The sequence below is a fragment of the Brachybacterium ginsengisoli genome, assembly GCF_002407065.1.
GTDB classification, from domain to species: Bacteria; Actinomycetota; Actinomycetes; order Actinomycetales; family Dermabacteraceae; genus Brachybacterium; species Brachybacterium ginsengisoli.
The window spans coordinates 73,990-93,843 of sequence record NZ_CP023564.1 but is presented as its reverse complement, the minus strand read 5'-3'; the positions used below and the strand labels follow the sequence as shown (position 1 = coordinate 93,843).

Genomic DNA, 19,854 nt, shown 5'->3' with positions numbered 1-19,854 from the left:
TGGAGCCCCCGACGCAGGAGGTCGAGATGCCCGACGACGACGTCAGCACTCCGTCCACGAACCCCTCCGATCCCGCGGACCGCCCGCTCGGCGTGCTGGTCGGCTACGACGGCTCGGACCAGTCCGTCCGGGCCCTGTACTACGCGGCCCGCGCCGCCCGACGGCTCGAGCGCCCGCTCACCGTCGTCACCGCCTTCACGGTCCCGAACCTCGCCTACTCCGACGTCGCGACGACTCCCGCGGTGCCCGCGGAGGTCGCCCGGCTCGCGGCCGCGCAGGAGCAGCTCGAAGGGGCGCGTCAGCACCTGGAGGGCTATCCCGGCCCGGTCGAGCTGCGCACCGAGCACGGCGACGCGGCGGGGGTGCTGGTGCGCCTCTCGGAGGAGGCCCGGATGGTGGTGGTCGGTTCCCGCGGCCGGGGCGGCTTCCTCGGCCGCCTGTTGGGCTCGGTCTCCTCGGCCCTGCCCGGCCATGCGCACTGCCCCACCGTCGTGGTCCCCCGCCAGTACGAGCTGGGCGACCTGACCGGGGCCGGTCGCTTCACCCCGCGGGACGAGGACACCCCGGTGCTGGTGGGCGTGGACGGCTCCGCGCACAGCGATCGCACCGTCCGCCACGCGGTCATCGCCGCGCGGACCCGCCAGGCGCCGCTGCACCTGCTGATGGTGATCTCCTCGATCGAGGACTGGGGCGGGGCGTCGATGGCCTGGCTCCCGGACCCGGATCTGATGGACCGCCACCGGCGCGAGCTCGAGACGCGGCTCGAGGAGGAGGCCGCGGCGCTGCGGGCCGAGCACCCGGATCTCACGATCACCTCCGAGGCGGTGATGGCCGAGCCGGTCTCCGAGCTGCTCGCCCGCACCCCGGCCTCCCAGCTCACGGTGCTCGGCACCCGTGGGCACGGCCGGGTGGCCAGCACCCTGCTCGGCTCGATCTCCCAGGCGGTGCTGCAGCGCGCCGAGGGCCCGGTGATGGTGGTCCCCCCGCTGTGCTCGGAGGATCCCGACGCCGACGGGGAGGCGCCCCGCTGATCGGCTGATACGCGGGCGCCCGACCTGGAGCACAATGGGGTCATGACCTCGAGCCGCTCCCCGTTGCGCCTGCTGCGCGGCGGCATGGCGGCGTCCCTCGCCACCGCGGTCGCCCTCGGCGGCCACCTGGTGGGCGGCGGGACCGTGCCCTCGTGGCTCGGGGTGGCGGTGCCCTGGTGGCTCGCCGTGGCGGTCTGCACGGTGCTGGCCGGTTCGCGGTTCTCGCTCCCGCGCATGGGTCTCGCGGTGCTGAGCAGCCAGGCGCTGTTCCACGCCCTGTTCACCGTCGGCGCCCCGGGCGATCCGACGCGCACGCTCGTCGATCCGCCGGGCTCCCATCTGGGCCACGGCCTGCCGACGGCCGGGGCGCTCAGCTCGTCCCATGCCGTCCACGGCGCTGCGGGTTCCGACGGGGTCGCCGCCGTCGCCGAGCACACGCTCCATGGCCAGCACGCCGACCTGCAGATGCTGCTGTGGCACCTCGTGGCCGCCCTCGTGACCACGGTGCTGCTGCATTCCGGGGAGAGCTTCCTGCTGCGCTGCGCGGGCCTGGTGGGCTCGGTCCTCGACCTGCTGCGCACCCCGCCGCACTCCCCGGCGCGGCCGCGCCTCGTGCTCCCCCGTCGGCCCCTCCCGGTGCCCGGCGTCGCGCACCTCCCGCACGCCCGACGGGCCGTGCTCACCCCGCAGCTGCGTCGGGGTCCCCCGCTGGTCCTGGCCGCCTGAGCACCGGCGACGCCTCGCGTCGTCGGCTGCGATCCCGCACCTGCTCGGGCCGCCCTCCGGTCGATCACCCCGCGCGGCACCGCCGTGCGGTTCCTCGTCACGCCCGCCGCCGATCGTGCTCTCGCCGACGGCCCGCGGAGCGCCCCGAAAGGACCTCTCATGTCTCGCAGCACCCTGTCCTCCCGCCCGTCCCGCCGATCCGCTCCGGGCCCGGTGCGGATCCCCCGCCGCGCGGCCCTCGCCGCGCTCCTGCTCCCGCTCGCGGCCTGCGCCGACAGCTCCGGGAGCGGTGGGGACGCCGGCGCCGGCGCATCCGACGGCGGCACCTCCGACGGGGATGCCGCCACCCCGACCGGCGCCCTCTCCGTCACCGATCCGTGGGTCAAGGCCGTCGAGGAGGGCATGACCGCCGCCTTCGGCACCCTGACCAACGGCACCGGCCACGACCTCGTGCTCATCGGCGCGCGCACCCCCGCGAGCACCTCGGTGCAGCTGCACGAGACCACCTCCGACGGATCCGGCGGCATGAGCATGCAGGAGAAGGAGGGCGGCTTCCCGGTCGCCGCCGGCGAGGACCTCGCGCTCGAGCCCGGCGGGAACCACCTCATGCTCATGGAGGTCACCGCTCCTCTGCAGCCCGGTGACGAGATCGAGGTGGTGCTCGAGTTCGCCGACGGCACCGAGCATCCCTTCACCGCGACCGTGAAGGACTTCTCCGGTGCGCAGGAGCACTATGCCCCCGAGGACTCCGGTTCCGGCGCCTCGGACGGCGGCGGCGAGCACGCCGGTCACGGCGAGGACCGATGACGGGCCAGGACTCCCCCGCCGACCCGCGCCGGTGGGGTCGCCGCCATCTGCTGCGGGCCGGCTCGGTGGGCGTGGGCGCGCTCGGCGTGGGCGCCGCCTCCGTCGGTCTGGACCGCTCACTGCGCGAGGATCGGAACCCGGCCGACGGACGCTCCGCGACCGGGCCGAGCCCGCTCCTCGGCGAGGTCACGGTCCCCTTCCACGGCGAGCATCAGGCGGGCATCGGGACGCCCGCCCCGGCCTCGGCGACCTTCCTGGCCCTCGACCTGCGGGAGGAGGTGGACCGGGAGGGGGTGCTGCGACTGCTGCGCCTGCTCACCGACGACGCCTCCCGCCTCACCCGCGGTCAGCCCGCCCTGGCGGACACCGAGCCGGAGATGGCGGCCCAGCCCGCCTCGCTCACGATCACGGCGGGCTTCGGGCCCGGGCTCATGGAGCGGACCGAGCGGCCCGTCCCGGACTGGCTGGCTCCGCTGCCCGCCTTCGGGATCGATGAGCTCGAGGAGCAGTGGAACGACGGCGACCTCCTGCTGCAGATCGCGGCGGAGGATCCGCTGACCGTCTCCCACGCGGCCCGGATGCTGCTCAAGGACGCCCGCGCCTACGCGCGTCTGCGCTGGCTGCAGCGGGGATTCCGCCGCTCCCCGGGGACCCAGGCCCCCGGCACCACGATGCGGAACCTCTTCGGCCAGCTCGACGGCAGTGCGAACGCGCAGCCCGGCACGGAGCACTTCGACCGCGTCGTGTGGATCCCCGACGGTCCCTTCGCCGGCGGCACCTCGATGGTGCTCCGGCGGATCCGGATGGACCTGGACCGCTGGGACGAGGTGGACCGCTCCGCCCGGGAGCAGTCCACCGGCACCAGGCTCGACACCGGGGCCCCGCTCAGCGGCGGCACCGAGCGCACCCCGGCGGACTTCTCGTTGACCTCGGCCTACGGGTTCCCGCTGATCGGGGAGTTCTCCCACATGCGGAGGGCGCGAGGGGTCGACGACGGCGAGCACCAGGAGATCCTCCGTCGGCCGTACAACTACGACATCGCGCCGCCGCCGGGCAGCGGGGCGATCTCCGAGGCCGGGCAGATCTTCGTCTCCTTCCAGGCGGACCTCCCGGGCCAGTTCCTGCCGATCCAGCGCCGGCTGGACGAGCTGGACCTGCTCAACGAATGGACCACCCCGATCGGCTCCGCCGTGTTCGCGATCCCGCCGGGGTGCGCGGAGGGCGAGTTCCTGGGACAGTCGGTGCTGGAGTAGGCGCTACCTGATGCGCAGGCCGCCCGGGCCCGCGCCGGCGGGGGTCCTCACCTCCGCGGGCACGGGCCCGGCACGGTCGCGGGCGCGAGCGCCGAGTGAGACGGCGCTCGCATGGCAACCCGCGGCGAACCCTCCGGCCGGCATCAGCCCAGCTCGTATGCTGTCCCGACGACCTGCGCCGGCGCCATGACGCCGCGCGAGCGCAGGCGCACCGACGACTGCAGGAGAGTCCATGCCCCGCTTCAACATCCCGGCCGAGGACGCCCAGGGTCCCCTGGTCGTCGGGATCGACATCGGCTCCGGCGGCACCCGCGCCGCGGTCTACGACGTCTCCGGCCGCGAGGTCGGCAAGCTCAACCACAAGGAGACCCACGAGTTCACGGTCGACGACGACGGCACGAGCACCATCGATGCCGATCAGATCGTCGCCGAGATCCGTGCCTCCCTCGCGGCGGTGCTCACCGCCGAGTCCCTCCCGGGCGAGGTGCGCGCGATCGGCTTCGACACCTTCGCCTCCTCGCTGGTCGCGGTCGACGCCGCCGGCAACGCGCTGACCCCCTGCATCACCTATGCGGACACCCGCTGCCACGCCCAGGTGGGCGAGCTCGCCTCGCGCCTGGACGTCGACGACCTGCACGAGCGTACGGGCGCCCGTCTCCACTCCTCGTACACCGCGCCCCGCCTGGCCTGGCTGCGCGCCGAGGAGCCCGAGGTGTTCGCCCGCACCGAGCGCTTCATGGCCCTCGGCGAGTACGTGGCCTTCAAGCTGCTGGGCACCGCCGCGCTCGGCACCGCCTCCGCGGCCTGGTCCGGGATGATCGACCGCCGCACCGGGCAGTACATCCCCGAGCTGCTCGAGGCCGTGGGCGTGGACGCCGCGACGATGGGCGAGTCGCTCGACCCCGATCAGGCGCTGCCCGTGGCCGGTACCCCGCTCGCCGCCGAGTTCCCGCAGCTGGCGGACGCCGTGTGGCTGCCGGTGATCGGCGACGGCCTCGCCGCGAACCTCGGCATCGGCGCGCTCGGCGAGGGCACCTGGGGCATCTCCACGGCGACCTCCGGCGCGATCCGCCAGCTGCTCTCCACCGACATCCCCACCCTGCCCAGCGGCCTGTGGGCGTACCGCGTGGACCAGCAGCGCACCCTCGTGGGCTCCGCGATGAGCGACTGCGGCCGGGTGCTGGACTGGTGCCGCAACGAGCTCGCGATGCCCTTCGACATCGACCAGACCGACACCGCGACCCTCTTCTCCGGTCCGCCGTCGGCCGGGACCCCGCTGGTCATCCCCTTCTTCTCCGGGGAGCGCGGCACCAAGTGGCGGGGCAGCTCGCGGGCGATGTTCGTGAACGTCGGTGCGTCCACCACCTGGAAGGACATGCTGCTCGGGGCGATGGAGGGCGTGGCCCTCTCGTTCCTGCGCATCGCCGACCAGATGCGCGAGGCCGGCGGCGAGCCCGAGCGGATCGTGCTCTCCGGCGGCATGACCGGGGCGATCCCCGGCTGGCTGCACCTGCTCTCCGACGCGCTGGCCATGCCGATCGACCACGTCGCCGTGTCCCGCTCGACCATGCGCGGCGCCGCGGTGATGGCGCTCGAGCAGGCCGCTCCCGGCGTCCCCGTCGCCGAGGTGCCGGTGCTGACCCGGGTGGAGCCCGTCGCGGCCCATCAGGACTACTACCGCGAGCGCCTCGAGCGCTTCGAGAAGCTCGCCGACCTGGCCTGATCGGGATCGGGAGTCCGGCGGGGCCCTGCGTCTCCCCCGCCGCCTCACGAACGGCGTTGTGCGCCTGGCTTCCACGACTGGAAGCCAGGCGCACAACGGCGTCACGGGCACGGGGTCCGGGGCCGGCGGGGCGGGGCCGGGTCGCACCGTCACCGTCACCTGATGCCTCCTTTAGGAGGAACCTTCGGGATTCATCCTTCGTGATCTGGCTGTCACCTGCACGGATACCTAGCGTTGAGGCGTGCCCTTCCCCGGGCACCGACCACGACGAGAGGTGCTCCCATGACCATCATCGACCGGCCCCCGGCGCCGCGGCCCACCGCCCATGACGGCGGCGTCGGCCTGCTCGAAGCCATTCGCCGTCACCCGCTGCTGACCTTCTTCCTCCTGGCCAACGGACTCAGCTGGCTGGCCTGGCTGCCGTACATCCTGTCCCTGAACGGGCTGGGCGTGTGGGGCGTGGAGTTCCCGGCGATGCTGGGCACCAGCCAGCTGCTCGGCGTACTGCCCGGCGCGTATCTCGGCCCGATCGGCTCCGCCCTGTTGGTCACCGCGATCGTCGACGGTCGGGCCGGCCTGAGGAGCTGGGCCGAGCGTCTGCTGAGGTGGAACGTGAACTGGCGCTGGTACGCCGTCACCCTGCTCGCCGTGCCGGCGGCGGCCCTGCTGGCCGGGCTGGTGTTCTCGGGTGGCGAGGTCCTCGCACCCTCGGCGACGGTTCTCGTCGCCTACCTCCCGCTGCTCCTGCTCCAGATGGTCACGACCGGCCTCGCGGAAGAGCCGGGCTGGCGGGACTTCGCCCTGTCCCGGATGCAGCGCACGATGGGCCCGCTGCGTTCGGCGCTTGTGCTCGGGCCGCTGTGGGGGCTGTGGCATCTGCCGCTGTTCCTGACCGACTGGGGCGGCTGGCCGGACGCGACCTGGACCCGCCCGGTGGTGTTCCTCGTCTTCTGCTTCGCCTTCAACATCGTCATGAGCTGGGTCTTCAATCGCACCGGGGAGTCTCTGCCGATGTCGATGCTGATGCACGCCGGGACGAACACCTTCGCGTCCTCGCTGGGCGCCGAGATGTTCCCGTCCCTGGATCCGGAGGCTTCGCTGCTGTCGATGACCGTCGCCGCCGTGATCGCCTCGATCGTGCTGGTGCTCGCCACACGAGGCCGCCTGGGCTTCCGCGCCCTGACGCCCCCGCGGCTCGGACCGGTTCGCAGCCGAGCCGCACTAAGCTCGCGCCCATGACACCCGGTGCGCGATCACCCAGGCCGGTCGCCCTCGCGACCGCCCTGGGCACGTGGACGACGGGGATGGTCCTGCTGCTCCTGCTGCCCCTCCTCGTCGCGACCGACGGCGGCTCCTCCTCCATCGGTTCCCTCGGTCCCGGGGCAGTCTCCGTCGGCTCCGCCTCCTGGTGGACGGTCGCGGCGACCCTCGCGCTCCAGGGCGCGGCGCTGCTGGCCGTCCACCGCTCATCGACAGTGTCCGTGCTGGTCACGGCCGGCCTCGCGCTCGTGCTCGCGGCATTCGCCCCCGGTGTCCCGTACACGCTCAGCCACCTCCCGGTTCTGGTGGCGGTGTTCGTTGCCGCGCCGCGCGGCCGGTGGCGGACGACGCGCACCGTGCTGGCCGCGGCGGCCCTCGCGGTCGCGCTCGGGACGCTGATGAACACGCTGCGCAGCGGCCTCGGCACCCTGCCGGGGGTGCTCGTCGAGGCGCTGGTGCAGGGCATCGGCCTGGTGGGCATCACGGCGCTGATCTCCCTCGCCCTGGCATCGATCCGCACGGCCCGTGAGGCTCAGCGCAAGGAAGTCGCGGCGCTCACCCGCGAGCGGGAAGCCGTGGATCGGGCGCGGACTGCCGCCGAGCGGGAGCGGGACGCGGTGATCCGGGAGCGGGAGGCGACGACCCGTGCGGTCCTCTCCGAGCAGCGCGCCGCGATGGCCCGCGAGCTGCACGACATCGCCGCCCATCACCTCTCCGGCATCACGCTCCTGGCCGCCGCCGCGGACCGGCAGATCGACACGGATCCCGACGCCGCGCACGAGTCCGTGCGGCAGGTGCGCAGCCAAACCCGGACCGTCCTCGAGGACATCCGCCGCGTGGTGGGGCTGCTGCGCGGCGACGGCGCGGCCGAACGCACCGTCGAGTCCCTCTCGACCGTCCCTGAGCTGGTGACCGCCCGTGCCGCGACCGGTCAGCCCGTGCGGCTCGAACGGCGCGGTCCGGCCGACGCCAGGAGGGAGGCGGCGGGCGTGGGCCCGCTCGCGCAGCTCGTGGCCTTCCGGATGGTCCAGGAGTCGCTGAGCAACGCCGCCGTGCACGCCTCCGGTGCTCCGTGCCTGGTCACGGTCGATGACTCGGGCGCCGCGGCCCTGCAGGTCACCGTGCGCAACGAGCGTCCCGACGGGCCCGCCCCGGCCACGTCCTCGGGAGGAGCTGGTGGCTTCGGCCTGATCGGCATGCTCGAGCGCGCGCAGCTGGTCGGCGGCCGGCTGGAGGCCGGCCCGTCGGCCGACGGGGGCTGGGTCGCGGAGCTGACGATCCCCCGCGACACGGTCGGGGCCCCCTCACAGGACGATGCGGTCGACATCGCCACCACGACGACCGAGGGAGCCCACCGATGATCCGAGTGCTGCTGGCGGATGATCAGCCCCTGGTCCGTGCCGGCCTCACCGGCCTCCTCAGCACCGAGGCCGATCTCGAGGTGGTCGCCGCCGCGGCTGACGGGCAGGAGGCCGTGCACCTCGTCGGCGAGCTGCGCCCTGACGTGGCCTGCCTGGACATCCGCATGCCCGTGCTCGACGGGATCGCGGCCACCCGGCAGCTCACGGCGATGGACCCGCCGGTCCCGGTGCTGATCCTGACCACCTTCGACCTGGACGACTACGTCTTCGGGGCCCTGGAGGCCGGCGCCGCAGGGTTCCTCCTCAAGGACGCCGACCCTGAGGTCATCGTGAGCGCCGTGCGGAGGGTCGCCGCCGGCCAGGGCACCCTCGACCAGGCGCTCACGCGGCGCATCCTCGCCGAGTTCGTGCGCCGGCGCAGCCTCCGGCCGGTCACCGTCCAGGGGACCGACGGGCTCCTCACCGCCCGCGAGGTCGACATCCTGGGTCTGCTCGCCCAGGGCATGTCCAACGAGGAGATCGCCCGGGAGCTGGTCGTCGAGATCTCCACCGTGAAGTCCCACGTGGCACGGATGCTGCCGAAGCTCGGCGTGCGCTCACGTCTGCAGGCCGTGGTGTGGGCCTACCAGAACGAGATCGTGAGGGTGCCCGAGGGGTCGTGAGCGGGGAGGAACGGGTCGGAGCTGAGCCGGTCGGCAAGGCGCTGGGTAGCGCCCCACCGCCCCCCGCCTGCCACAACGTCCGATCTGCGACGGCGTTGTGTGCCCTGCTTCCACACAGGGAAGTAGGGCGCACAACGCCGTCAGCGCAGGGAACGTGAGTGGAGTGACGGCGGGCCCCGCACCAAGCTTTCGGCGCTGGCGGATCTGACCGATCCTCCACAGAGGCCTGTCATCCACAGCGCCAGCCGATGGTCGGCGAGGGCGGCGAAGACTCCCTAGCGTCGGGCCATGACGCCCCGTTGGTCCCCGCCGCCAAGAAGCCTCCTGCCCCGGACGCTGCTCCTCGCGAGCGGTGTCCATCCGCGTCGGCTCGCCTCGACCGAGTTCACCGAGGTGATCCCCGGGTTCTGCACGCCGACGGCGGCGCCTGCCGAGCTGCAGGTGATCGCTCGCGTGCTGCAGCGCGAGGCCGGGCCCGGGTCGGTCATCAGCCATGCCACGGCCGCTGAGGTGCTCGGGCTCCCGCTCCCGGCCGTCCAGCGGTACACGATCCTGAAGCAGCTCCACTGCACGGTCCCGCCCGAGCGGCGCCGGAGGATGGGGCCGCAGGTGAAGGTCCACGCCAGGCGCCCCGAGGCGACCCGACGATGGCTCGGGCTGACGATGAGCTCGCCGGTCAGGCTGCTGAGCGATCTCGCCGGCGTGCTGACTCCTCTCGAGCTGGTCCAGGCCTGCGACGCCCTGATCGGCCCGGTGACGGCGCGCCCCCGAGTCACCCTGGGCGAGCTGACGAGGCTCGTCGAGGAGGCGACGCCGATGCCAGGGATCAAGAAGGTGCGCCGAGCAATCCTCGCAGCCAGGGAGCGGGTGGAGTCCCCGAAGGAGACCGAGCTGCGCCTCCTCCTGATCGGGAAGGGATTCGCGGAGCCCGGGATCAACGTCCCGGTGCGCGCCCCGGCGACCGGCGAGCAGTTCCGGCTGGATCTCGCCTACCCGTCACTGAAGATCGCGATCGAGTACGACGGCGACTGGCATCGCACCGACAGGGCACGATTCCGGAGGGACCGCCGCAAGGATGACGTCCTGCACGAGCTGGGGTGGAGGGTCGTGCGGGTCACCGACAGCGACCTCGGATCACCCGACGACCTCCTCGGCCGCCTCGAGCACCTCGGCACCCCTCGCCTCCGCGCATGCCGGTAGGGCCGAGGCCGAGGGCGGGCAGGGCCGAGCCGGGCCGGGCCGAGGGCGGGCAGGGGCGGGCAGGGGCGGGCAGGGCCGGGCATCGCCCCGGGCCCTGAACGGCTTTGCGCGCCTGGCTTCCACGAGTGGAAGCCAGGCGCACAATGCCGTCGGTGCGGTCGGCCCGCCGACCCGCCGACCAGTCGTCGCGGCGGGGGCGAGAGGGGCGCCGACCGCGCTGTGGGGCGTCGCTCAGGGACGCGGCAGGCGCCGCTCCTCGGCGAGGACCGCATCGACCAGCGGGTCGATCGCGGGGACGTCGAGCAGGGCGAGCAGGGAGCTCACCCGCTCGGTGGCGTCCTCGAGCGCGGCGGCCGAGGCGATCTCCGCGGCCCGCGGGTCCTTGACCTCGCCGCCGCCGGCCACGCGATCGGTGACCCAGGCGGTCCACGCGGCGACCGCCGCGACCTCGCCGGGCGCCTGGTCCGGGCCGCCGAGCTCGGCGATCACGGGCAGCGCGCGCACGGGCAGCTTCACGGAGCCGTCGGCGGCGATGCGGAGGAGGTTGTCGGCCAGGCGCGGGTTGCGGAAGCGCTCCTCGAGAGCCGCGGTGTAGGCGTCGAGCTCGTCCGCCGGGAGCGGCAGCGTCTCGCGGGCCTCGGCCCACAGCTGCTCGACCAGCGCCCGCACCTCGCGGTGCGAGATGGCCTCGTCCACGCGCTCCACGCCCGCGACCTGTCCGGCGTAGGCCATGAGGGTGTGGGCGCCGTTGAGCAGGCGCAGCTTGCGCAGCTCATGCACCTCGATGTCGTCGGTGAACTGCACGCCGGCCTTCTCCCACTCGGGGCGACGGCCGCGGAAGCGGTCCTCGATGACCCACTCGGTGAAGGGCTCGGTGACCACGGGGACGGAGTCCTCGAAGCCGGCCTGCTCGCGGACGGTGTCCCCCGCCTTCTCGTCGGCCGACGGGGTGATCCGGTCGACCATCGTGGAGATGACGTCGACGTGGTCGGCGAACCAGGCGGCGGTCTCCTCGTCGAGCTCGGCGAGGACGGCCTCGCGCAGCACCTCGCCGTTGCCGGTGAGATTGTCGCAGGAGACCAGCGCGATCTGCTCGGTGACCCCGGCCTCGCGGCGGGCCTTCAGGCCGAGCGCGAGACGAGCCGGGGCGGAGGTGGCCGGGTCCGAGCCGGCGGCGTAGCCCTTCTCGGTGATGGTCAGGGTGACCACGGCGGTGAAGGGATCGGCGAGCAGGCGCACGAGGGCGTCGACGTCGGAGGCGGGGAACACCTCGTCGATGACGTCGATGACGCTGACCTCGTCCTTCTCGGCGCCGCGGACGATCAGGCCGTACTTGCCGCCCTGGGCGTTCAGCGCATCGGCCATCGCGGCCGAGCGGCCGGTGAACGCGACCACGGACCAGCCGCCGGCCATGTCGGTGGCGTGCAGGGTGTGGGCGCGGGCGAAGTTGCCGATGCCGAGGTGGACCAGGCGGCCCACGTCGGAGGGGCTGGGTGTGCTCATCAGTTCTTCTCTCCTGCAGCGTCGAGGCGGAAGACCTCGCGCGGCTGCTGATCGGGCAGGGTGACCACGAGCTCCTGGGCGTCCTCGAGACGCATCCGGTGCTCGGCGACCAGGCCTGCGAGGTGCGTCGCGTCGAGGCGGCGGGACATGTCGTGGCGGGCGGGGATGGAGCAGAACGCGCGGGTGTCGTCGATGAAGCCGCTGGTGCGGCTGTAGCCGATGGTCTCGGCGACGGCGCGGCGGTAGCGCAGGATCGCGTCAGGCGCGTCGATGAACCACCAGGGAGCTCCGGCGTACACGGAGGGGTACACGCCGGCCAGCGGCGCGATCTCGCGGGAGAACACCGTCTCGTCGATCGTGAAGAGCACGGTGCGGAAGTTCGGGTGGTGGCCCACGTCGTTGAGCATCGGGCGGAGATGGTGGACGTAGTCCACCGCGACGGGGATGTCGAAGCCGACGTCGGCGCCGAACTGCTCGAACATCGCGTCGCTGTGGTTGCGGGCGACGGCCGGGTGGATCGTCATGACCAGGCCGTCCTCGGAGGCCAGGCGGGCCTGGTCGGCGAGCAGGTGGCGGCGCAGGGCCACAGCCTCGTCGGCCCCGATGGCGCCGTCGCGGGCGGCGGTGTAGAGGCGGCGGGCGTCCTCGTCGCTCAGGCGGGCGGTGCCGGGGTCGATGTGGGCGTGGTCGGAGGAGACGGCGCCGTGGTCGCGGAAGTACTGGCGGCGGATGCGCATCGCCTCGAGATGGCCGTCGTAGGTGCCGGTGTCGACGCCGGCGGCCTCGCCGAGGGCGTCGGTCAGCTCGCGGAAGTCTGCGCGGGCGGGCTCGAGGTACTTGTCGGGCCGGAAGGTGGGGATGACGCTGCCGGTGAAGGACTCGTCGGCGGCGAGCGCGTCGTGCGGGGCGAGGTCGTCGACCGGGTCGTCGGTGGTCGCCATGACCGCGATCTTGAACTGGTCGAAGAGTGCGCGGGGGCGGAACGCGGGCTGGGCGAGCTTCTCCGCGATCGCGTCGTACATCGCGTCGGCAGTGCGCGGGTTCAGCACCGTCCCGAGGCCGAAGACCTCGGAGAACTCATGCTCCATCCAGTAGCGGGACGGGGTGCCGGCGTAGGCATGCCAGTGCTCGGCCATGAGGCTCCAGGCCCTGCGGGAGGCGGCCTCGTCGAGCGGGCCCTGGCCCACGCCGAGGTCCTTGAGGTCCACGCCGCGGGAGTGCATCAGGCGGTTCACGTAGTGATCGGGCGTGATGAACAGCGAGGTCGGGTCGCGGAACGGCTCGTCGTCGAGGAGCATGCGGGGGTCGACGTGGCCGTGGGGGGACACGATCGGCTGGTCCTTCTCCAGCTCGTACAGCGTCCGGGCGATCTCGCGGACGCCCGGGTCCGCAGGCAGCAGGCGGTCAGGGTGCGGGACGTAGGCGTCGTTGCTCATCCCGCCATCCTCGCAAGCCGGCGAAACTCCTGCGCGGCGTTGTCACTGGTTGCCGGTGCCGAGCAGACGATCCTGATCGGCCGACGGGTCGACATCCTCAGCGCGAGACCCTCAGCGCGCGCCCTCGCGGGGGCCGGTGGTGCCGCGCGGGACGAGCCGCACCGGCAGCGTGCCCTCGACGGGGCTGCGATGCGCCGAGGGGTTCTCGATCCGGCGCACGAGCCGTTCGACGGCCGCGCGTCCCTGGGCCCGCTTGGGGCTGACCACGGTGGTGAGGCCGCCGCCCACGAGGCGGGAGAGCTGGATGTCGTCGTGCCCCATGACCGACAGCTCCCCGGGGACCCGGATCCCGGCGCGCAGCGCGGAGATCAGGAAGCCGAAGGCGACCAGGTCGTTGTAGCAGATCACGGCATGCGGGAGGGAGTCGCGCAGCTCCTCGAAGGCCTGCTCGCCGCCGGCGGTGGTGGGGGCGAAGGGTCCGTGCCGCTGCACCTGCAGGCCGTGCTGGCGCGCGGCGACCCGGGCGGCCCGCCAGCGCTCCCCGTCGGACCAGGAGTTCACCGGACCCGCCACATAGGTGACGGTGCGGATCCCGTTCTCGGCCAGATGGGTCATGGCCTGCCCCATGCCGTGCTCGAAGTCGGGCGTCACCGAGTCGAGCCCTGCCACGCGACGGTTCAGCACCACCACCGGGATGCGCTTGGTGAGGTGGTTCAGGGTGGCGTCGGAGAGCCTCGTGCCGGAGAGCACGATCCCGTCCACCACGTTGATGGCGCTCTCGAGGCTCGAGCGCTCGCGGACCTCGTCCTCCACGGTGTCGAGCAGGAGCAGCAGGAAGTCCTGCTCGTGGGCGGCCTCCTGCATGCCGGAGACGAGCTCGGCGAAGTAGGGGTTGGTGAGGTCGGGGACCTCGATGCCGAGGCGGTGGTGGCGCTCTCCGCGCTCCTGGGCGGCGGGCGCCTCGGTGCGGTAGTCGAGCTCCTTGGCGGCGTCCATCACCTTGGCGTGCGTGGCGGCGCTGACGCGGCCGGGGCGGGAGAACGCACGGGATACGGTGGACGGCGCGACACCGGCCGCCTTCGCGACGTCGTAGATCGTCACGCGCTTCTCCGCCATCGTGCGGCTCCGTCCTCGCCGCTCGCGGCGCTGCCTCGGGGGCCGCCGCCCTGACCCGCGCAGGGCCGGGAGAGCCCGATCATCGAGGCACCACCTTACCCCGCAGCAAGGGCAACCAGTGGCAACCGTCCGATGGTCGGCGCCGCCCCCGGCCGGGCTCCGCTCCCGCTCAGCCGCCGGATGCCGCGGAGCGCACGCTCGCGAAGATCGGGTTCGTGTAGAACCAGAGGTCCTCCCACGCATCGACCTCGCCGGGGACGTCGATCGCCGGGCCGTGGGGGTCGACGTCCGCGCCGAGGAAGCCCGGCTGGCTGCGCTTCCCGTCGGTGCCGCGCACCCGCAGGTAGGAGTCCTCCTCGAGGGTGAACCGGTGGTTGAGCTCGAGCGTGCCGTCCCGGCCGGAGGTGTCCCAGGACGTCACGACCTTCGTCGCGGGGGCGGTGATCGTCTCGCGGTCCTCGGCGGGGCCGGTGACCTTCCCGAGGATGAGATCCACCCGCGCCAGCTGCGGGAGGAGTCCGGCGTGGTTGACCCGGGAGGCCGTCTCGATCGAGAGCACCAGCTCGACCTCGGTGGGACCGTCGACCTCGAGGGTCGCACCGAGGCCGGCGCGGTGCGGCTTCCCTCCGCGGCCCACCACGCGCAGGGTCATGTCGAGCGAGGCGATGAGGTCACCGAAGCACACCCACATCCGCCCGGCGCGCATGCCCTCCATGACCGCGCGGTGGCTGCGGTCGGTCGCGCCCACCCAGGTGCGGTTGTAGGCGCCGGGCGTGAAGGAGCTGTACTCCACGACGGGCCGCCCGGCGTTGACCGGCGGCGGGAACACCCCGGTGGTCTGGAAGGTGTCGCCGGCGTCGTTGTAGGGGATGTCGTCGTAGCCCGTCTGCTGGAGCTCGTCCACGGGGTTCTTCACCCAGTCGCCGCAGCCCTGGTGGCCGTCGGAGGTGGTGGTGATCCACCAGCGCCGGCCCTCGGCGAGCAGGGAGTCCCATACGCCGCCGACGGTCGCGGTCATCCAGTCGAAGCCGCCCCAGGTGCGGTAGCTCTCCTCGGGGTAGCCGGGGAAGGAGTGCTCGCTCGAGCCCCCGTCGTAGAGGCCGCGGCCGCGGGCCATCCCGGCGGGCAGGGAGGCGGCCTGGTGCCCGGGCGCGCCCTCGAAGCCGATCACGACCTCGGGAGCGGCGTCCTGCCAGGCGCGCAGCTCGGACGGGGAGTCGATGCCCTTGCGGGCGGGGTGGTTGGGCAGCACGAGCACGTCCTCGAGCCGCCCCGTCGCACGGGTCTGCTCGAGGAAGCCGAGCGCTTCGAGGGCGAGCGCCTCGTTCTCCGAGGTGCCGGGGCGGGCGTCGACCACGTTCGCGTCGTAGCGCTCCACGAACTCCTGGAGCACCTCGGCCTCGTGCTCGCCGGGCGCCATGATCAGCGTGGTGTGCTCGCCGGCGGGGATGTTCCACTCGAGGCCGTTGAAGAGCAGCAGCTCGTCGCCGAAGCGCTCGCGGGCGGCGAGCATGTCCTCGCGCTGGGGCTCGATGCTGTGCGCGGCGAAGGGCTCGTTGCCGTGGTCGGTGATGACGATCCAGTCGAGGCCGCCGGCCACGGCGCGTCGCGCCTGGTCCTCGATGCGGTACATGGCGTCGTTGCTGTACTGACTGTGCAGGTGGTGGTCGCCCACGAGCCAGACGAACCCGTCCGTGCCCGGCCCCTTCGGCGGCCCGGGCTTCTCGGGCTTCCCCGCGCCCTTGCCCTTGTCCGCCTGGGCGGCGGTGGGTGCGGTGAGGGCCGCGATCCCTCCGGCTCCGGCCAGGCCCGCCCCGCGGAGGAAGCCGCGCCGTGCGGGCTTCTCGGCCCCGGTGGCGGGGGCAGGAGCGGTCTGCGGGGCCGACGGGTCGGCGGGGTCGTGATGCATCGGGGAGGGCGCCTCTCGGAAGCGGTCGGTGCGCGGCGAGCAGGTGCGCGATGGTGGACGCGCGGAACGCTACGGGCCCGGTGGATCGCTCCAGCGTCGTGGGCATGAACGCACGGCGTCCGCCGACGGAAGAGGGCGAGATCAGGGCCCTGTCGGGGCGCGCGCACGGTCCACGGACCATCGACTCCGCGATACCACGTTGGTATCATTCAGGGATGGCGATGACACTTCGACTGACCGACACCGATGAGAAGATCCTGGCCGACCTCGCCGAGCAGGAGGGCATCAGCCGCCAGGAGGCCACCGTGCGGGCGATCCGTGAAGCCGCCGCCCGTCGCGGCCACCAGCAGGCGGTGCAGGCCCTCTCCGTGCGGGGCCGGGAGCGCTACGCCGATCTGCTCGACCGGCTGGGTCGGTGACCACGTTCCTCACCCTCGAGGACCTGCTCGTCCTCGTGGACGACCTGGGCGTCGGGCCGGTGCGGGATGTCGGGCTGCTCGACTCCGCCGCCCATCGTCCCGCGACCCGACTCTGGGGGCGGGAGGCGTATCCGGACCTGGACACCAAAGCCGCCGTTCTCCTCGAGTCGCTCGTGCGGAATCACGCCCTGGTCGACGGGAACAAGCGTCTGGGCTGGCTCGGGGTGATCGTCTTCTACGGCCTGAACGACATCGAGATCGAGGCACCGGACGACGACGCGTACGACCTGGTGATCGCGGTCGCCACGGGAGCCGTGGAGCCCTCCGACATCGCCGCCGCCCTCACCCGGTGGCACTGACCTCGCCGGGACGGCGCGGTCAGAGGGTCGGCACGGTCAGAGGATCGGCGCGGGAGCCCAGCGCGCGATCTGCGCGGCGAGGTGCCCGGCGCCGTAGCCGTTGTCGATGTTCACCACGCCGATGCCCGGCGCGCACGCGGAGAGCATCGTCAGCGCCGCGGTGACGCCGCCGGAGGCGACGCCGTAGCCGACGGAGGTGGGCAGCGCGACGACGGGCGCGCTGATCTGCCCGGCGACCACGGTGGGCAGCGCCCCGTCCATCCCGGCGGCGACCACCACGCACGCCGCCTCGCGCAGCTCGGGCAGGCGGTTCAGGAGCCGGTGCAGTCCGGCGATGCCGATGTCGGCGATGAGGCGGGTGGGCCGGCCCAGGTAGCGCGCGGTGAGCTCCGCCTCCCGCGCCGCGGGCAGGTCGCTGGTGCCGGCGCAGGCCACGATGACCAGGCCTCCCGTCGGCTCCGGCGGCGCGGCGGGCCAGGCGAGCAGGCGGGCGGCGGGGTCGTGGAAGGCGTCCGGCAGGGCGGCGAGCACCGCCTCGGCGCGGTCGGCGTCGGCCCGGGTGAACAGCACCGGCCCGAGATCGTCGCGACCCTCGGCGTGCAGGCGGGCGTACTCCGCCGCGATCGCGGCGACCTGCTCGACGCTCTTGGCGTCGCACAGCACCGCCTCGGGCGCGCCGCGGCGCTGCGCCCGGTCGAGATCGAGGTCGAGGAAGCCCTCGATCCGCCCGTCGGCCGCGCCCTCAGGCATGCCCGCCCCTGCCCACGACCTGCAGGGAGAACAGGCCCGAGCGGATGCCGTCGAGGTCGATGGTGACGTGCTGGAACCCGGTCTCCTTCCCGGCGGCGACGAGGGCGGCGCGGATCTCGGGCTCCATGGCCCGCGCGAGCTCGTCCGTGGGCAGCTCGATGCGGCCCACGGCGCCGTGGTGGCGCACCCGGCAGTCGCTGAAGCCCTGCTCGTAGACGGCGTCCTCGAGGTCGTCGATCTGGCGCAGCTTCTCGGGGGTGACCTCCTGGCCGAAGGGGATCCGGGAGGCCAGGCAGGGGGCGGCGGGCTTGTCCGCGACGGGCAGCGAGAGCTGCCTGGCCACCTCGCGCACCTGCGACTTCGTCATGCCGACGACGGAGAGCGGGCGCAGCACGCGATGGCGGGTGGCGGCGCCCGCGCCGGGGCGGTCGTGGCGGGTGGCGTCGTCGGCGTTCTCGCCGTAGGCGACCGCGTCGAGCTGCTGCGCGCCGACCACGTCGTCGTCGATGCGGGTGAACAGCTCGTCCTTGCAGTGGAAGCACCGCGCGGCGTCGTTCTTCTGGTAGTCGGGGTTCTCGCCCTCGAGGGTCGCGACCTCGAGCACCTCGGCGCCGATCACGCGCGCGACCTGGTGGGCCAGGCGCCGCTCCCGTCGGGCGAGGGACGGGGAGACCCCGAGCAGGGCGGTGACATTCTCGGCGCCGAGCGCGCGCACCGCGAGCGCGAGCAGCACGGCGGAGTCGACGCCGCCGGAATAGGCGACGCCGAGCTTTCGGACGCCCGCGAGCTCGGCGGCGACCGCGTCCGCCAGCGCGAGCGCTTCGCCGTTCAGGGCGTCGGGCGTCATCGCCTCGACCTCGAAGCCGGGATGTCCGGGCGCGAACAGCGAGGTGGGGGCCGACGGCGCGGTGCCGAGGGTCAGGGTGACGGGCTCACGAAGGCTGGTCACCGCGGCTGCCCCGCGATCCCGTCGCGCTCGGAGGCAAGGCGGAACAGCACCTCGCCGGCGTGATCGATCACGAGGGTGTCGGGATCCGCGCGCAGCGCCTCGAGGTCGAGAGAGGCCGGGTCCATGTAGAGGACGTTGTGCGCCTCGGTCTCCTCCTTCGAGATGGAGGTGGCGAAGTAGCGGTTCACCCGCTGCTGCTCGACGCCGGTCTCGGGGTCGTAGGTGCCCAGGCCCGTCACGTGCGTGGAGTGGGCGAGCTCGCCCCAGGGGTGGTCCTTGAACCGGTCCCACTGCTTCGTGAAGTACTCGATGTTGTGATAGCCGATGTCGCGGATGCCGGGGTGCATCGCGGCGACCTCGGTGATGTGCGGGGCGTAGATGATGACGTCGCCGCCGTCGGCGCAGACGGGCTCGGACTTGTAGAAGCCCTTCGCCCCGGTCCACATGTCCTCGTACATCTCCGGGACCAGCGCGACGATCCGCTGGTAGGGCTTCTCGACGTAGGTGATGTGGGTCCGGGCGGAGATCTTCGCCATCGCGGCCCAGGCGGCCTGCGGGTCGCCGTAGGCGATCGCCCCGAGATCCGCTCCGCCCTCGGCGACGTCCATGGTGACAGCGAGCTTCTCGGAGGGGATGAGCTCGCTCGCGGCGTCGATCAGCTGACGCACGGGGGTGATGCCGAGGGTGCCGATGATGCGGCTGGCGGTGATGAGCGCGCCCACCCAGTGGGAGATATCGATGACGTCGTGCACCGAGCAGCCGGGGAAGAAGTACTTGTTCCCGCCGGAGAAGCCCACGACCTCGTGGGGGAAGACGGGGCCGACGATCAGGTTGACGTCCGACTCGACGCAGAGCCTGTTGATCTGCACGGTCATGGGGACGTCGGTGAGCAGACCGCCGGTGAGCTCGGCGATCCGCTCGGCGGGGATCTCGCCGAGGTCCGCGATCTGGGAGGGGTCGTCCCAGGCGTGGTTGAGGACGGTCCACTCCGGGTAGGTCGCCGCGGCACCGCGCCCGGTCGCCCCGAGGAGGGTGTCGATGGCCTGCTCGCTCATCGCGGCATGGGTGCCCAGGGCGATGAGCACGGTGACGGAGGAAGCACGGCCGGCGAGCGCGTCGTGGATCGCGGGCAGCACCTTCGGCAGCGGGACGGAGCGGGTGCCGTCGGGGATGATCAGGCAGACGCTCTTGCCGTCGTAGTCGGTCCCGGCGAGCTGCTCGGCGACGAAGCCCGCGATCTGCTCGTCGGTGAGGATCCCCTCGGGACCGCCGAGGAGCGCGGCGCGTTCCGCGAGACCCTCGGGGATCGGGTGGATCGTGGGCTGCTGGGTCGCCGTCGTCTCGCTCATCGTTCCACTATGCGCCGTGGCCAGGCCGGGGACAAGGACGG

The 19,854-nt window shown here is 73.1% G+C and carries 18 protein-coding genes; 11 read left to right on the top strand and 7 right to left on the bottom strand.

The window, feature by feature from the left end:
* Positions 1-26 precede the first annotated feature (26 nt).
* From CFK41_RS00480 to CFK41_RS00440, 9 genes are all read left to right on the top strand, one after another.
* The gene (locus CFK41_RS00480) at positions 27-1,031 is read left to right on the top strand and encodes a universal stress protein (RefSeq protein WP_096800866.1); all 1,005 of its coding nucleotides are present in this window, start codon (positions 27-29) and stop codon (positions 1,029-1,031) included.
* Between the two features lie 42 nt (positions 1,032-1,073).
* On the top strand, positions 1,074-1,757 hold the full coding sequence (locus tag CFK41_RS00475) for a hypothetical protein (protein ID WP_096797897.1): 684 nt from the start codon (positions 1,074-1,076) through the stop codon (positions 1,755-1,757).
* Between the two features lie 159 nt (positions 1,758-1,916).
* Positions 1,917-2,564: a copper chaperone PCu(A)C gene (locus CFK41_RS00470; RefSeq protein ID WP_096797896.1), complete on the top strand. Its 648-nt coding sequence runs from the start codon at positions 1,917-1,919 to the stop codon at positions 2,562-2,564.
* Positions 2,561-3,817, top strand: a complete 1,257-nt coding sequence (locus CFK41_RS00465; protein WP_096797895.1) for a Dyp-type peroxidase — start codon at positions 2,561-2,563, stop codon at positions 3,815-3,817. The genes CFK41_RS00470 and CFK41_RS00465 overlap by 4 nt, the downstream gene beginning before the upstream one ends.
* A gap of 232 nt (positions 3,818-4,049) precedes the next feature.
* On the top strand, positions 4,050-5,540 hold the full coding sequence (locus CFK41_RS00460; protein WP_096797894.1) for a gluconokinase: 1,491 nt from the start codon (positions 4,050-4,052) through the stop codon (positions 5,538-5,540).
* Positions 5,541-5,822: 282 nt separating this feature from the next.
* A complete protein-coding gene (locus tag CFK41_RS00455) occupies positions 5,823-6,779 on the top strand; it encodes a CPBP family intramembrane glutamic endopeptidase (RefSeq protein WP_096797893.1) in 957 nt (318 codons plus the stop codon).
* 65 nt (positions 6,780-6,844) lie between these two features.
* Positions 6,845-8,161, top strand: coding sequence for a sensor histidine kinase (locus CFK41_RS00450; RefSeq protein WP_169928760.1), 1,317 nt, complete (start codon positions 6,845-6,847; stop codon positions 8,159-8,161).
* The gene (locus CFK41_RS00445) at positions 8,158-8,823 is read left to right on the top strand and encodes a response regulator (protein WP_096797891.1); all 666 of its coding nucleotides are present in this window, start codon (positions 8,158-8,160) and stop codon (positions 8,821-8,823) included. The genes CFK41_RS00450 and CFK41_RS00445 overlap by 4 nt, the downstream gene beginning before the upstream one ends.
* A gap of 288 nt (positions 8,824-9,111) precedes the next feature.
* Positions 9,112-10,023, top strand: a complete 912-nt coding sequence (locus tag CFK41_RS00440; RefSeq protein WP_227873146.1) for a DUF559 domain-containing protein — start codon at positions 9,112-9,114, stop codon at positions 10,021-10,023.
* A 231-nt stretch (positions 10,024-10,254) separates the two neighbouring features.
* On the opposite strand, the gene CFK41_RS00435 is transcribed toward CFK41_RS00440, so the two are convergent.
* From CFK41_RS00435 to CFK41_RS00420, 4 genes are all read right to left on the bottom strand, one after another.
* Positions 10,255-11,526 carry a mannitol dehydrogenase family protein gene (locus CFK41_RS00435; RefSeq protein WP_096797890.1) on the bottom strand — a complete coding sequence of 424 codons (1,272 nt, stop codon included), beginning with the start codon at positions 11,524-11,526 and terminating at the stop codon, positions 10,255-10,257.
* On the bottom strand, positions 11,526-12,962 hold the full coding sequence (uxaC, locus tag CFK41_RS00430; protein WP_096797889.1) for a glucuronate isomerase: 1,437 nt from the start codon (positions 12,960-12,962) through the stop codon (positions 11,526-11,528). The genes CFK41_RS00435 and uxaC overlap by 1 nt, the downstream gene beginning before the upstream one ends.
* Positions 12,963-13,073: 111 nt before the next feature.
* Positions 13,074-14,078 (bottom strand): LacI family DNA-binding transcriptional regulator, encoded by a 1,005-nt coding sequence (locus tag CFK41_RS00425; RefSeq protein ID WP_096797888.1) that lies wholly within the window; start codon positions 14,076-14,078, stop codon positions 13,074-13,076.
* Between the two features lie 169 nt (positions 14,079-14,247).
* Entirely contained in the window at positions 14,248-15,987 is a 1,740-nt protein-coding gene (locus tag CFK41_RS00420; RefSeq protein WP_151904621.1) for a PHP domain-containing protein, read from the bottom strand.
* A 215-nt stretch (positions 15,988-16,202) separates the two neighbouring features.
* On the opposite strand from CFK41_RS00420, the gene CFK41_RS00415 reads away from it, so the two are divergent.
* Both CFK41_RS00415 and CFK41_RS00410 read left to right on the top strand, forming a co-directional pair.
* Positions 16,203-16,406, top strand: coding sequence for a CopG family transcriptional regulator (locus CFK41_RS00415; protein WP_096797887.1), 204 nt, complete (start codon positions 16,203-16,205; stop codon positions 16,404-16,406).
* Positions 16,403-16,765, top strand: a complete 363-nt coding sequence (locus tag CFK41_RS00410; protein WP_096797886.1) for a type II toxin-antitoxin system death-on-curing family toxin — start codon at positions 16,403-16,405, stop codon at positions 16,763-16,765. Before CFK41_RS00415 ends, CFK41_RS00410 begins: the two co-directional genes overlap by 4 nt.
* Before the next feature lie 36 nt (positions 16,766-16,801).
* Here the strand turns inward: CFK41_RS00410 and larB are convergent, their stop codons facing one another.
* From larB to CFK41_RS00395, 3 genes are read right to left on the bottom strand one after another with little or no spacing between them, the layout of a single operon-like run.
* Positions 16,802-17,515 (bottom strand): nickel pincer cofactor biosynthesis protein LarB, encoded by a 714-nt coding sequence (gene larB, locus CFK41_RS00405; RefSeq protein ID WP_096797885.1) that lies wholly within the window; start codon positions 17,513-17,515, stop codon positions 16,802-16,804.
* Positions 17,508-18,464 (bottom strand): ATP-dependent sacrificial sulfur transferase LarE, encoded by a 957-nt coding sequence (gene larE / locus CFK41_RS00400; protein WP_096797884.1) that lies wholly within the window; start codon positions 18,462-18,464, stop codon positions 17,508-17,510. The genes larB and larE overlap by 8 nt, the downstream gene beginning before the upstream one ends.
* Positions 18,461-19,813: a lactate racemase domain-containing protein gene (locus tag CFK41_RS00395; protein ID WP_096797883.1), complete on the bottom strand. Its 1,353-nt coding sequence runs from the start codon at positions 19,811-19,813 to the stop codon at positions 18,461-18,463. Before CFK41_RS00395 ends, larE begins: the two co-directional genes overlap by 4 nt.
* Positions 19,814-19,854: the final 41 nt, after the last annotated feature.

Excerpts from the sequence above, each read along its gene's own strand:
- CFK41_RS00455 (WP_096797893.1), top strand. The coding sequence starts at position 5,823 with ATGACCATCATCGACCGGCCCCCGGCGCCGCGGCCCACCGCCCATGAC.
- CFK41_RS00445 (WP_096797891.1), top strand. The coding sequence starts at position 8,158 with ATGATCCGAGTGCTGCTGGCGGATGATCAGCCCCTGGTCCGTGCCGGC.
- larB (WP_096797885.1), bottom strand. The coding sequence starts at position 17,515 with ATGCCTGAGGGCGCGGCCGACGGGCGGATCGAGGGCTTCCTCGACCTC.
- CFK41_RS00395 (WP_096797883.1), bottom strand. The coding sequence starts at position 19,813 with ATGAGCGAGACGACGGCGACCCAGCAGCCCACGATCCACCCGATCCCC.
- CFK41_RS00450 (WP_169928760.1), top strand. The coding sequence starts at position 6,845 with ATGGTCCTGCTGCTCCTGCTGCCCCTCCTCGTCGCGACCGACGGCGGC.
- CFK41_RS00465 (WP_096797895.1), top strand. The coding sequence starts at position 2,561 with ATGACGGGCCAGGACTCCCCCGCCGACCCGCGCCGGTGGGGTCGCCGC.
- CFK41_RS00420 (WP_151904621.1), bottom strand. The coding sequence starts at position 15,987 with ATGCATCACGACCCCGCCGACCCGTCGGCCCCGCAGACCGCTCCTGCC.
- CFK41_RS00460 (WP_096797894.1), top strand. The coding sequence starts at position 4,050 with ATGCCCCGCTTCAACATCCCGGCCGAGGACGCCCAGGGTCCCCTGGTC.
- CFK41_RS00480 (WP_096800866.1), top strand. The coding sequence starts at position 27 with ATGCCCGACGACGACGTCAGCACTCCGTCCACGAACCCCTCCGATCCC.
- CFK41_RS00475 (WP_096797897.1), top strand. The coding sequence starts at position 1,074 with ATGACCTCGAGCCGCTCCCCGTTGCGCCTGCTGCGCGGCGGCATGGCG.
- CFK41_RS00425 (WP_096797888.1), bottom strand. The coding sequence starts at position 14,078 with ATGGCGGAGAAGCGCGTGACGATCTACGACGTCGCGAAGGCGGCCGGT.
- CFK41_RS00435 (WP_096797890.1), bottom strand. The coding sequence starts at position 11,526 with ATGAGCACACCCAGCCCCTCCGACGTGGGCCGCCTGGTCCACCTCGGC.
- CFK41_RS00470 (WP_096797896.1), top strand. The coding sequence starts at position 1,917 with ATGTCTCGCAGCACCCTGTCCTCCCGCCCGTCCCGCCGATCCGCTCCG.
- CFK41_RS00440 (WP_227873146.1), top strand. The coding sequence starts at position 9,112 with ATGACGCCCCGTTGGTCCCCGCCGCCAAGAAGCCTCCTGCCCCGGACG.
- CFK41_RS00415 (WP_096797887.1), top strand. The coding sequence starts at position 16,203 with ATGGCGATGACACTTCGACTGACCGACACCGATGAGAAGATCCTGGCC.
- uxaC (WP_096797889.1), bottom strand. The coding sequence starts at position 12,962 with ATGAGCAACGACGCCTACGTCCCGCACCCTGACCGCCTGCTGCCTGCG.